The 12,746-nt window shown below is 66.4% G+C and carries 12 protein-coding genes; all 12 read left to right on the forward strand.

Annotation, left to right across the window (positions count from 1 at the left end; all coding sequences use genetic code 11):
- Positions 1–79 precede the first annotated feature (79 nt).
- The 12 genes from G342_RS0102615 to G342_RS23010 all read left to right on the forward strand — a co-directional run bounded on the left by G342_RS0102615 (position 80) and on the right by G342_RS23010 (position 12,745).
- The gene (locus G342_RS0102615) at positions 80–439 is read left to right on the forward strand and encodes a hypothetical protein (RefSeq protein ID WP_156830764.1); all 360 of its coding nucleotides are present in this window, start codon (positions 80–82) and stop codon (positions 437–439) included.
- Between the two features lie 87 nt (positions 440–526).
- Positions 527–1,747: an LL-diaminopimelate aminotransferase gene (locus tag G342_RS0102620; RefSeq protein WP_018181549.1), complete on the forward strand. Its 1,221-nt coding sequence runs from the start codon at positions 527–529 to the stop codon at positions 1,745–1,747.
- 24 nt (positions 1,748–1,771) lie between these two features.
- Positions 1,772–3,097, forward strand: coding sequence for a homoserine dehydrogenase (locus tag G342_RS0102625; RefSeq protein WP_026304049.1), 1,326 nt, complete (start codon positions 1,772–1,774; stop codon positions 3,095–3,097).
- 15 nt (positions 3,098–3,112) lie between these two features.
- Positions 3,113–4,114: a class II fructose-bisphosphatase gene (gene glpX / locus G342_RS0102630; RefSeq protein ID WP_018181551.1), complete on the forward strand. Its 1,002-nt coding sequence runs from the start codon at positions 3,113–3,115 to the stop codon at positions 4,112–4,114.
- 10 nt (positions 4,115–4,124) lie between these two features.
- Entirely contained in the window at positions 4,125–5,939 is a 1,815-nt protein-coding gene (gene recJ / locus G342_RS0102635) for a single-stranded-DNA-specific exonuclease RecJ (protein ID WP_018181552.1), read from the forward strand.
- Positions 5,940–6,167: 228 nt separating this feature from the next.
- Positions 6,168–6,830, forward strand: coding sequence for a cupin domain-containing protein (locus G342_RS23005; RefSeq protein ID WP_083931030.1), 663 nt, complete (start codon positions 6,168–6,170; stop codon positions 6,828–6,830).
- Complete coding sequence (locus tag G342_RS0102645; RefSeq protein ID WP_018181553.1) at positions 6,827–8,425, forward strand: ABC transporter substrate-binding protein; 1,599 nt, start codon at positions 6,827–6,829, stop codon at positions 8,423–8,425. The genes G342_RS23005 and G342_RS0102645 overlap by 4 nt, the downstream gene beginning before the upstream one ends.
- 104 nt (positions 8,426–8,529) lie before the next feature.
- Positions 8,530–9,558, forward strand: coding sequence for an ABC transporter permease (locus G342_RS0102650; protein WP_018181554.1), 1,029 nt, complete (start codon positions 8,530–8,532; stop codon positions 9,556–9,558).
- A gap of 3 nt (positions 9,559–9,561) precedes the next feature.
- Positions 9,562–10,440, forward strand: a complete 879-nt coding sequence (locus G342_RS0102655; RefSeq protein WP_245557200.1) for an ABC transporter permease — start codon at positions 9,562–9,564, stop codon at positions 10,438–10,440.
- Between the two features lies 1 nt (position 10,441).
- Complete coding sequence (locus G342_RS0102660; protein ID WP_018181556.1) at positions 10,442–11,347, forward strand: ABC transporter ATP-binding protein; 906 nt, start codon at positions 10,442–10,444, stop codon at positions 11,345–11,347.
- Entirely contained in the window at positions 11,344–12,180 is an 837-nt protein-coding gene (locus G342_RS0102665; protein ID WP_018181557.1) for an ABC transporter ATP-binding protein, read from the forward strand. Before G342_RS0102660 ends, G342_RS0102665 begins: the two co-directional genes overlap by 4 nt.
- A 13-nt stretch (positions 12,181–12,193) precedes the next feature.
- Entirely contained in the window at positions 12,194–12,745 is a 552-nt protein-coding gene (locus G342_RS23010) for a GAF domain-containing protein (RefSeq protein ID WP_018181558.1), read from the forward strand.
- The last annotated feature ends 1 nt before the right edge of the window (position 12,746 follow it).

The following is a 12,746-nucleotide window of genomic DNA, read 5'->3' on the forward strand; positions in this document are numbered from 1 at the left end:
TCGTCGTCAGCGCGCTTACCATGATGAGTTCACTATGAATCCGACCGGACCCAAGCGGTGTCGCCCCGCGTCGCTCGTTTTGATGCTGGCGCTGTCTGTCTCGCTGGCGGCGTGCTCGCAGCAGCTTTCCAAGACCTTCGACACGACGCCCGACCCGGAACTCGATCGTCCCGGCGAATTCCCGAACATCAACGTTGCCGGCGGCCAGCCGCCGGGCAAGCTGATGACGGCGGATGAGCTGACCAGCACGACCGCCGGGCTGAAGTCAAAAGCCAGTGCCAACGATCCGCGCACGGCCGACGCAGCGCGCAAGGCGAGCGATGCGTCGAATGCCGCGCTCGAGAAGACGGCGGCGACGCACGCCAAGAAGACCTTGTCCGAGATTCAGGACCGATGCGGGGAGCCTGGCGCCGCCGACGCCACGAAATGCCCGCAATAAGGGTGCTTCCATAGATTGCGGTTCGGTGTAGAACCGCCCTGCGCCAGGTGAGGCGCATCACTATCCAGGAAAGATGGATTCGGAGCGATGAGCGAGTTCCACAGCGTGCGGCGTCTGCCGCAATACGTCTTTGAGCAGGTCAACCGGCTTAAGGCGAGCGCTCGAGCCGCGGGCGCCGACATCATCGATCTTGGCATGGGCAATCCTGACCTGCCGACCCCGGCGCATATCGTGCAGAAGCTGGCCGAAACGGCAGGCCGTCCCGACGTGCACGGCTATTCGGCCTCGCGCGGCATCAATGGGCTGCGCAAGGCGCAGGCCGCCTATTACGACCGCCGTTTCGGCGTGAAGCTCGATCCCAACACGCAGATCGTCGCGACGATTGGCTCCAAGGAAGGCTTCGCCAACATGGCGCAGGCCATCACGGCGCCGGGCGACGTGATTCTGGTGCCCAATCCGAGCTATCCGATCCACGCCTTCGGCTTCCTGATGGCGGGCGGCGTGATCCGCTCGGTGCCGGTCGAGCCGGGGCCTGAGTTCTTCCACGCGATGGAGCGCGCGGTGATCCATTCGATCCCGAAGCCGCTCGCCGTGGTGCTGTGCTATCCGTCGAACCCGACCGCGCATGTCGCCGACCTCGATTTCTATCGCGATGTCGTCGCCTTCGCCCGCAAGCACGAGCTCTTCGTGCTGTCGGATCTCGCCTATTCGGAGATCTATTTCGACGACGTCCCGCCGCCTTCGGTGCTGCAGGTGCCGGGTGCCATCGATGTCTGCGTCGAATTCACCTCGATGTCGAAGACCTATTCGATGGCGGGCTGGCGCATGGGCTTCGCCGTCGGCAACGAGCGGCTGATCGCGGCGCTGTCCCGCGTGAAATCCTATCTCGACTACGGCGCCTACACGCCGATCCAGGTTGCGGCGACCACCGCCCTGAACGGTCCGCAGGACTGCATCGAGGAGATGCGCCAGATCTACAAGCATCGCCGCGACGTGCTTGTGGACAGCTTCAGCCGCGCCGGCTGGGACATTCCGGCGCCGCGCGCCAGCATGTTCGCCTGGGTGCCGATTCCCGACGCCTTCAAGGCGATGGGTAGCCTCGAATTCTCCAAGCTTCTCATCGAGAAGGCGGACGTCGCGGTCGCTCCCGGCGTCGGCTTCGGCGAGCATGGCGACGAATATGTCCGCATCGCGCTCGTGGAGAACGAGCAGCGGATTCGGCAGGCTGCGCGCAACATCCGCCGCTTCCTTGAAACGGCGGACAAAACGTTGCACAACGTCGTCCCAATCAGCAGCGCCCGGCGCTAGGCCGGGCCCCTCTGGGGCGAATTTATGAACAATGCACTACGCTTGGGCGTCGCCGGTCTCGGCACGGTTGGCGCGTCCCTGCTGCGCTTGACGCAGCGCCATGCCTCCGAACTGGCTTTGCGCTGCGGGCGGCCTGTCATCGTCACCGCTGTCTCGGCCCGCGATCGCAATCGTGATCGCGGCGTCGATCTGGCTTCCGTGACCTGGTTCGACGATCCGGTCGCGCTGGCGAATTCTCCCGAGATCGATGTCTTCGTCGAGCTGATGGGTGGAGCCGACGGCGCGGCCGCCGATTCGGTTCGCGCCGCCCTCGACGCCGGCAAGCACGTCGTCACGGCCAACAAGGCGCTGCTCGCCAAGCACGGAACCGAGCTCGCGCGCCGCGCCGAGGAGAAGGGCGTCTCGCTCAACTTCGAGGCCGCTGCCGCCGGTGGCATCCCGATCATCAAGACGCTGCGTGAGTCGCTCGCCGGCAACACGGTCGGCCGCGTCTATGGCATCCTGAACGGCACCTGCAATTACATCCTGACGCGCATGGAGCGCGAGGGGATCGCCTTCGATGCCTGCCTCGCCGCGGCGCAGCAGCTCGGCTATGCCGAGGCCGATCCGACCTTCGACGTCGATGGTTTCGACACCGCGCACAAGCTATCGCTTCTGACCGCGATCGCCTTCGGCACCGAGATCAACGCCGATGCCATCTATGTCGAGGGCATCCGCTCGATCACCACGGCCGATATCGAAGCCGCGGACGAGCTGGGCTACCGGATCAAGCTGCTTGGCGTCGCCACCCGCACCGAAAGCGGCATCGAGCAGCGCGTTCACCCGACCATGGTGCCGAAATCCTCGCCGATCGCGCGCGTCGACGGTGTCACCAACGCCGTCGCCGTCGAAGCTGATTTTGTCGGCAGGCTCGTGCTCGCCGGTCCGGGCGCTGGCGGTGACGCCACGGCCTCGGCCGTGATGAGCGATATCGCCGATCTGGCGCGTGGCGATGTGGTCGGCACCTTCGGTCGTCCGGCGCATCTCCTGAAGCCGTACCAGCAGGCCGGCATGCGGGCGCATGAGGGCGGCTACTACATCCGGCTGTCAGTCTATGATCGCCCCGGTGCTTTCGCTTCCATCGCCAAGCGTATGGCAGAAAACAACATTTCGCTGGAATCGATCGTCCAGCGTCGTCGTGCGCCGAAGGCGGATGCCCCCGAGCATCCCCGTCCGCTCGAGCCGCAGCCGGTCATGCTCATCACCTATGACACGACTGAGGCTCAGGTGAAGGAAGCGCTCGAGCTGATTACGGCGGATGGTCATATTGCGGAGCGCCCGCAGATGATACGAATTGAACAACTGGCCTGAAAGCGGAGCACCACAATGGCGATGACGGGAAATGCGAAGGCAGCGGGTCTCGACCGGATCCTGACGCTAGAGCTCGTGCGTGTCACCGAGCGCGCGGCCGTTGCGGCGGCGCGTTGGCGTGGACGCGGCGATGAGATGGCTGCCGATCAGGCCGCCGTCGACGCCATGCGTCGCGAACTGAACCGCCTGCCGATCGAAGGCACCGTGGTGATCGGCGAGGGCGAGCGCGACGAAGCGCCGATGCTCTACATCGGCGAGAAGGTCGGCCGGGGTTCCGGTCCGCGCGTCGACATCGCCCTCGATCCGCTCGAAGGTACGACGATCTGCGCCAAGAACCAGCCGAATTCGCTGGCCGTGATCGCCATTGCCGAGGGCGGCAGCCTGCTCTACGCGCCCGACGTCTACATGCAGAAGATCGCCATCGGCCCCGGCTACGCCAAGGGCATCGTCGATCTCGACGCCTCGCCGATGGAAAACATCCAGGCGCTGGCCGCCGCCAAGGGCGTGCCGGTCAACGAGATTACCGCCTGCATCCTCGACCGTCCGCGTCACGCCAAGCTGATCGAGGACGTTCGCGCCACCGGCGCCGCGCTCCGCCTGATCGGTGACGGCGATGTCGCCGGCGTGATCCATACGACCAACCCGGACGAGACCGGCATCGACATCTATCTCGGCATTGGCGGCGCGCCCGAGGGCGTTCTGGCGGCGGCGGCGCTTCGCTGCATCGGCGGCCAGATGCAGGGCCGCCTGGTGACGCAGTCCGACGCCCAGCGCGAGCGGGCCGCCAAGATGGGCGTGCAGGACTTCGACAAGAAGTTCACCCATGACGAGATGGCCAAGGGCGACGTTCTGTTCGCCGCGACCGGCGTCACCGACGGCAACCTGCTCTCCGGCGTGCGTTTCGCCCGCAATGGCGAGATCACCACGGATACGGTCGTCATGCGCTCGTCCTCCGGCACCGTCCGCTGGATCAAGGCGACGCACCGCGATCTCGAGAAGTTCGAGAACGAGGGCTGATCCAGTCCCGATGACCATGACATCCAGCGACGCACGGCGCGCCTTTCTCGGCGTCGAGGGGTCCGTGACAGGGCGCCGCTGGACCGAACGGGTCGATGCCGGCGCGAGCCTCGCCGCGACGGCGATGGCCCAGCGCCACGAAATCCCCGAGCTCGTCGCCCGCGTGCTGGCGGGCCGGGGCGTCGCCATCGACGATGCCGCGCATTTCCTCGATCCGAGCCTGCGCCGGCTGATGCCGGATCCCTCCGTCCTCACCGACATGGACGCGGCCGCGGCGCGGATCGCCGACGCGGTCGTCGCCGGCGAGCATGTCGCGATCTTCGGCGACTACGATGTCGACGGCGCGACCTCGTCGGCCTTGCTGGCGCGTTTCCTGCGCCATCAGGGCGTCGAGACGCGGATCTACATTCCGGACCGCATCTTCGAAGGCTACGGCCCTAATCCCGACGCCATCCGCACGCTGGTGGAAGAGGGCGCTGATCTCATCGTCACCGTCGATTGCGGTTCGACCAGCCATGAGGCGCTCGGCGTTGCCCGCGATCTTGGCCGGCTCGCCGTGGTGCTCGATCACCACCAGATGGGCGCGGAACTGCCGCCGGCACTGGCCGTGGTCAATCCGAACCGCCAGGACGATCTCTCGGGCCTCGGCCATCTCGCAGCGGTCGGCGTCACCTTCCTGGCCGTCGTCGCCACCAATCGCGAGCTCAGAAAGCGCGGCTGGTATGGGCCGACCCGACCGGAGCCGGACCTGCTGCAATGGCTCGACCTGGTCGCGCTCGGCACGGTCTGCGACGTCGTTCCGCTGATCGGCCTCAACCGCGCCTTCGTCACCAAGGGCCTGCTCGCCGTGCGGCGGCGGGCCAATCCCGGCCTGGCGGCGCTGTCGCAATCGGCGCGCATCGACGTTCCGGTCGCGCCCTATCATCTCGGCTTCCTGCTCGGCCCGCGCATCAATGCCGGCGGCCGCATCGGCGACGCGGCGCTGGGCGCCCGGCTGCTGTCGCTCGACGATCCGGCCGAGGCCGAGCGCATCGCAATCGAGCTCGATGATCTGAACAAGCAGCGCCAAGCCATTGAAACGTCGATGCTCGAGGAGGCCGTCGCCGAAGCCGACGCCGAGATCGGCTCGGGCGAAGGCCCGGCCGTCATCGTCACCGCGAGCGATCGCTGGCATCCCGGCATCGTCGGGCTGATCGCGGCGCGGTTGAAGGAGCGCTTCCGCCGGCCGGCCTTCGCCATCGCGCTGATGCCGAACGGCACCGGCACCGGTTCGGGCCGCTCCGTCTCCGGCGTCGACCTCGGCGCGCTCGTGCGTGGGGCGGTCGAAGCGGGGCTGCTGGTCAAGGGCGGCGGCCACGCCATGGCGGCGGGCCTGACGATTGAGCCGGCCAAATTCGCGGAATTCCGCGCTTTTCTGGAGACGCGCGCCGCCGAGGCGTCGCGTTCCGCCCGCCAAGCGGATCAGCTCCTGATCGATGGCGCGCTGACGGCCCGAGCCGCCACGCCCGATTTCATCGAGCGGGTCGAGCAGGCCGGACCGTTCGGCGCCGGGCATGCCGAGCCGGTCTTCGCGTTGCCGGCGCATATCGTCAATTACGCCGATACGGTCGGCAACGGCCATGTCCGGGTCACGCTGTCGGGCGGTGACCAGAACCTGAAGGCGATCGCTTTCCGGGCCGCCGAGAACGACCTCGGTCGGACCCTGTTGGCCTCGCACGGCCGGCCCTTGCATGTCGCCGGCACGCTGAGCATCGATCACTGGCAGGGACGTCGGCAGGCGAGCTTCCGCATCCTCGACATCGCGCAGCCGCAACCGCTGCGCTGATCGCAGGGGTTAACGCGTTAGCCTGCCGTTAGCGCCGCGTCAGCTGCTTCGGCGCCTCCGGCCATGGAACCCGACTTTCCTTGCGGATTTGACCAAGGGCAAGTCGCGGCGCATTTCGTTGTGCCAGAGATCCGGCGGGCCGGTGCTGCGATGGCAAAGGAACTTGCCTTGTAATTTTAGCTATGGTGAAATATTGCAGCGTCGTGAACAGCGGCGGGGAGAGGCGGCATGACCAGCGATCCCTTGAAGGTCGGAGTGAAGATCCGGGAAGCCCGCAAGCAGCGCCGTTTGACGCTGCAGCGCGTTGCGGAGGCGACCGGGCTTTCGATCGGCTTCCTGAGCCAGGTCGAGCGCGACATCACCACGCCGTCGCTGTCCTCGCTGGTTACGATCGCCAAGGTGCTGGACCTTCCGGTCAGCGTGTTTCTGCACCAGCCGGAAATTCCGAACGCCGTGTCGCGGCGCGAGGGCAGGGCTTCCTACGCCATCAATCCGGCGTGGATTTCCTACGAGCGCCTGTCGACGACGTTTCCGGGGCAGATGCTGAACGCGGTCAAGATGAACGTCCCGCCGCGCTATCTCTCGGAGACGACGGCGCATGAGGGCGAAGAGATCGTCTACGTCTTGAGCGGAACCATCCGCTACGTGATCGACGATACCAGTTTCGACCTGAAGGCGGGCGATACGCTGCATTTTTCAGCCCAGCGTCCGCATCGGGTGCAGAACCCGACGGATCAGGTGACGGAAGTCCTTTCCGTCGGCACGCAGCAACTCTTCGGGGACGCCGCCCGCCATGGCGGCCTGTCCCCGGTCGGCAAGGAGACGTCGCGCAAGGGGCACGAGAAGATCGCCATGCGCGGCACAGAGGGTGAAAAAGAGGTAATCCGATGACCAGATTCCGCGCGACGCTGCTGATGGCGGCGCTTTCCACGACCGTGCTGGCCACGGCGCCGGCTTTTGCCGAGACCGTGCTGCGCCTCGACGAGGTGCCCGTCGGCGAGATCGATCCGGCCAAGGCGACCGACTACGCCGACTCCATCCTGATGTTCAACGTTTATGACACGCTGGTCCAGCCCTCCGCCGGCAAGCCCGGCATGGATCCGATGCTGGCCGCGAGCTGGACGGTCGACGGCAACGTCTACACCTTCACGCTGCGCGACGACGTCAAGTTCCACTCGGGCAATCCGCTGACCGCCGAGGACGTCGTCTATTCCTACGACCGCATGATCGCGCTCGGCCAGGGCTTCTCGCATCTCTTCGCCGAGAGCGTCGAAAAGGTCGAAGCAACAGATCCGAAGACGGTCAAGTTCACGCTGAAGGGGCCGTTCTCGCCGTTCCTCGCCTCGCTGGTCCGCCTGCCGGTCGTCGATTCCAAGCTGGCGCGCTCGCACCAGGCCGAGGGCAAGTACGGTGCGTTCGGCGACTATTCGGAAGCCTGGCTGTCGGCCAACGACGCCGGCTCGGGCGCCTATGTCGTCGAGAGCCAGAACCCGCAGGCGGAAACGGCGCTGGCCAAGTTCCCAGGCTATTTCCTCGGCGCCACGCCGAAGTCGCCCGACAAGGTGAAGTTCCGCTACGGCCTCGAGGCCTCGACCGTCCGCGCGCTTCTGGCCAAGGGCGAGCACGACATTGCCTCGCAGTGGCTGCCGCCGGAAGTCGCCAAGGCGCTCGCCGCCGACGACACGATGCAGCTGCTGACGGAAGTCGGCACTAACGTCTTCTACATCAAGCTGAACACGGCGAAGGCGCCGCTCGACGACGTGCATTGCCGCCGCGCGCTGACCTATGCCTTCGACTACGCCACCGCTGCCAAGATGATCGCCGTCACCGACAAGGTGTCGCTCGGCAATCCGGCCAACGGCCCGATCCCGAAGGGCATGCTCGGCTCCACGACCACCGTGCCCGACTATGCGCAGGACATGGAGAAGGCCAAGGCCGAGCTGGCGCAGTGCAAGTACAATCCGGCCGAGACGCCGCTGGAGATCTCCTGGATCGCCGAAGTGCCGCTCGAGGAGCGCTTCGCCCTGCTGATGCAGGCGAACTTCTCGCAGCTCGGCTTCAAGCCGGAAGTGAAGCGCGTCCCCTGGGCGCTGTTCACCGAGATGGTGACCAAGCCGGAGACGACGCCGAACATCTCGCAGATCTCCAACAGCGCGACGACGCCCGATCCGGATTCGCTGCTGTTCAACACCTACCATTCGTCCGCGAAGGGTACCTGGCAGTCGCCGGAATATCTGGAGGACGCGGAGGTCGACAAGCTGCTCGAGGCGGGACGCGCCGAGACGGATCCGGCCAAGCGCCAGAAGATCTACGAGGATCTGAGCCAGCGCCTGCGCGACCTCGCTCCGACGATCTATGCCTATGACCAGGTCGCCGTCTTCCCGGCGCGCAAGGCGGTCACCGTTCCGGCTCTCTCCGACGACGCCCACCGCTATGCGCTTTCGGCCTTCGGCTTCACCTTCCGCGACATGGAAATGGCGCAGTAAGGCCGGGCTTCCCGATTGAAATCGTCGCGGGCGGTCTCGCCCGCGACCTTTGACCGGCCGATGCGCGATTGGCGCGGGCGAACGACAGGCCGAGTGGTAGATCCATGTCGAACATCCTCAGATCCCTTCTGCATCGGCTTGGCGCCGCTCTGATCGTGATGATCGGCATTTCGATGCTGATCTTCGCCATCGCCCGCGTCATGCCGGGTGACCCCGCGCGTATCGCGCTCGGCCCCAATGCGACGGCCGAGCAGGTCGCCGCACTCCGGCTCGAGCGCCATCTCGATGCGCCTCTGCCGGTGCAGTACTGGGAGTTCGTCAAGTCGGTCGCGACCGGCGATCTCGGCAAGTCGCTCTACACCAACCGTCCGGTGACGACCGACATCGCGCAATTCCTGCCGGCGACGCTCGAACTGGTCTTCGTCTCCGGCATCCTGATGGTGCTGATCGGCCTGCCGATCGGCATTCTCTCCGCCCACTACCGCGGGCGCTTCCCCGATCATGTCGGCCGGCTGATCTCGTTGCTTGGCGTCTGCACGCCAGCCTTCGTCTGGGGCGTCATCCTGCAGCTGGTGCTCGGCTATTTCTGGGGCTGGTTCCCGATCGAAGGGCAACTCAGCCAGTCGGTCACTGCCGCGCCCGCTGTCACCGGCTTCATGCTGGTCGACATGGCGATCGCCGGCAACGGCGCCGGTTTCCTCGACGCGCTGCACCACCTGATCCTGCCGGCCCTGGCGCTCGCGATGTCCGGCCTCGGCCAGACGGCGCGACTGACGCGCTCGAACATGAACGAGGTCTATGAGCGGCCCTATGTCGAGATGGCGCGCGCCTATGGCTTCCCGGCGCGCCGGATCGCCACGCGCTACGCCTTCCGGCCGGCGCTGATCCCGACCCTCACCATTCTAGGCCTCGAATTCGCGGCCATGCTCGGCAATGCCTTTCTCGTCGAGAAGGTGTTCGGCTGGCCCGGCCTGTCGCGCTACGGCGTCGAGGTGATCCTGCGCAAGGATCTCGACGCCATCGTCGGCACCGTGCTGGTGATTGCCGCCGCCTTCCTGATCGTCAACATCATCGTCGACATCCTGGTCAACATCATCAATCCGCGCATCCGTCTCGCGGCGGGGAGGGCCTGAGTCATGTCGGAACCCGATAGCCCCGTCATGGCCGCTCGCACGCGCGGCCGCTCCAGGGCCTGGACGGCGTTCAGCGCCGACCCGCTGTCGCTGCTCGGGCTCGTCATTGTCGTGGCGATCGTTGGGCTTGCGATCTTCGCGCCCTTCGTCACGCCCTATCCGGACCATGTCGGCCCGACCGGCGATTTCACGGCGATGACGGCGGCGCCGAGCGGCGCCTTCTGGTTCGGCACCGACATGATCGGCCGCGACCTGTTTACCCGCATCCTCTTCGGCTATCGCCTGTCGCTGATCATGGCGATCGTGGTGCTCGCCATCGCGGTGCCGATCGGCGTCATCGTCGGGCTCGTCGCCGGCTACAAGGGCGGCTGGACCGACTACATCCTGATGCGGATCACCGACGTGTTCCTCGCCGTGCCGCCGCTGGTGCTCGCCATGGCGATCATGGGCTTTCTGGAGCCGACGCTGCTGAACGGCATGCTCGCGATCACCGCCATGTGGTGGCCCTGGTATGCGCGCCTCATCTACAACGTCACCCGCGCCGAGGCGCAGGAAGGCTATGTACTGGCCGCCGAGACCGTCGGCGCCTCGACCGCGCACATCCTGTTCCGCGAGATCCTGCCGAATTGCTGGCCGTCGATCCTGACCAAGATGACGCTCGATGTCGGCTTCGTCATCCTGATGGCGTCGTCGCTGTCCTTCCTTGGCCTCGGCGTGCAGCCGCCGACCCCGGACTTGGGTTCGATGGTGGCCGATGGCGCGAAATACATGCCCGACGCCTGGTGGCTGACGGTGTTCCCGGCGATCGCCATCCTGCTCGTCGTGCTCGGCTTCAACCTGGTCGGCGACGGCCTGCGTGAAGCCTTCGAGGCGGAGGGTTGAGATGATGGAGATCAACCCCCAGAAGCCGGTCCTGACCGTCCGCGACCTGCGTCTCGCCTTTGGCGATCGCCATCATGCCACCGAGGTGCTGCACGGTATCTCGATGCATATCCGCGCCGGCGAGAAGGTCGCGCTCGTTGGCGAGAGTGGCTCCGGCAAGTCGGTGACGGCGCGCCTCGCCATGGGACTGCTTCAGGATCAGAAGCGCACCCATGTCTCCGGTTCGATCTGGTTCGACGGCATCGATGCGGCCAAGGGCGGCAAGGAGATCGCCCGGCGGCGGGGCAATCGCGTCGCCATGATCTTCCAGGACCCGACCTCGGCGCTCAACCCGACCTTCAAGATCCGCGGCCAGTTCCGCGACGTGCTCCGCTCCGGCGACCGCTCGATCGCCAAGGCCGAGGCCGACCGGCGCGCCGAGGCGGCGCTGGCCGAGGTCTCGATCCCCGATCCGAAGCGGGCGCTCGATTCCTATGCCTTCCAGCTCTCCGGCGGCATGAACCAGCGCGTCATGATCGCGATGGCGCTCGCCAACCGGCCGCAGCTCCTGATCGCCGACGAGCCGGGCACGGCTCTCGACGTGACGGTGCAGGCGCAGACGCTGAAGCTGATGCATGAGATGACCGAGCGGACCGGCACCTCGGTGCTGCTGATCTCGCACAATCTCGGCGTCGTGCGCGAATTCGCCGACCGCGTCTATGTCATCTATCGCGGCCGAATCGTCGAGCACGGCACGACGGCGCAGCTCTTCAACGATCCGCGCCATCCCTATACGCGGGCGCTGCTCGCCGCGATCCCGAAGATTTCCGGCGGTGGTCTGCCGGACCTGCCGGAGCGCAGCCCCGATTTCGAGAACCCGCTGATCACGCATGAAGGCTGCGGCGAGCCGACGGAGGCCTTCGCATGACCCGTGACATGAGCGCGCCGATCCTCGAACTCGACCGTCTCGGCAAGACGTTCTCCGCCGATGGCCACAGCGTCGCGGCGCTCTCCGACGTCTCGATCGCCTTCGAGCGGGGCGAATGCCACGCCATCGTCGGCGAGAGCGGCTCCGGCAAGACGACGCTCGCCAATCTGGTGCTGGGCCTGCTTGGCGCGACGTCGGGCGAGATCCGTTTCAACGGCAAGCCGCTCGGCCGCAGCCGGACGCGCGACCAGAAGCGCGCCATCCAGCTGGTGCAGCAGAACCCGCTCTCGGCGCTCAATCCGCGCCGCAGCGTCGGCGCTTCGATCCGCCTGCCGCTCGACGTGCACAATCTCGGAAAAAAGAGCGAGCGCAATGCGAGCGTCGCCGCTCTGCTCGAGGAAGTCGGGCTCGAAGCGGCGCACGCCCGACGCTCGCCGCGCGGCCTTTCCGGCGGCCAGCGCCAGCGCATCGCGATTGCCCGCGCGCTCGCCTGCGAGCCGGAGCTGCTGGTGCTCGACGAGCCGACCTCGGCGCTCGACGTGCTGGTGCAGGCGCGCGTGCTTCAGCTGCTGCAGCGGCTGCGCCAGGAGCGCGGACTGACCTACCTCTTCATCACGCATGACCTCGCGGTCGTGCGGGCGATCGCCGACCGGGTGAGCGTGTTCCAGAAGGGACGCCTCGTCGAGACGGGCCCGGTCGAGGCCATCTTCTCCGATCCCAAGAGCGCCTATACGCGCGAACTGATCGGAGCCATTCCCGTCGTCACGGAGGCCGAGGCCGCATTGCGCGCCGAAATCCGAGCCGGAACGAATGTTCCCGCCGGGGCCGAATAGGAAGGATCTGAAAATGAGCACTATCGTGAAGCAGGCCGATCCCGTGTCGGATCGCGCGGCATGGGATGATCTCATCGCGGCGCTCGGCGCCGGCGACCAGCCGACCGCGACGCTCGCCAAGGTCGAGGAACTCTACCAGCGCGAAGTCGGCGCCATCATCTTCACCGTCATGAACGCCGACATCGCCTCCGGCATGTCGCGCCGGCTCTATTCCAATCATCCGTTCGAGTACCCGACCTCCGGCTACAAGCAGTCGGCCGCCGGCAAGTGGAACGATCTGGTGATCGGCGAGAAGAAGCCCTATGTCGCCAACACGATCGAAGAGATCGCGACGGTCTTCCATGACTATGAGCTGATCGAGCAGCTCGGCTGCGGCTCCTGCATCAACGTGCCCGTCGTGTTCGGCGGTGAGGTGATCGGCACCATCAACATCCTCGACAAGACCGGCGCCTACACGCCCGAGAAGGTCGAGCGCGCCATGGCGCTGCGCCCCTTCGCGGCGATTGGCATCCTGGCCGCCACGGTGACCGAGCAGGCATCGCAGCTCAGCGAGGGAAAGAACTGAG

Source organism: Kaistia granuli DSM 23481 (assembly GCF_000380505.1).
GTDB lineage: Bacteria > Pseudomonadota > Alphaproteobacteria > Rhizobiales > Kaistiaceae > Kaistia > Kaistia granuli.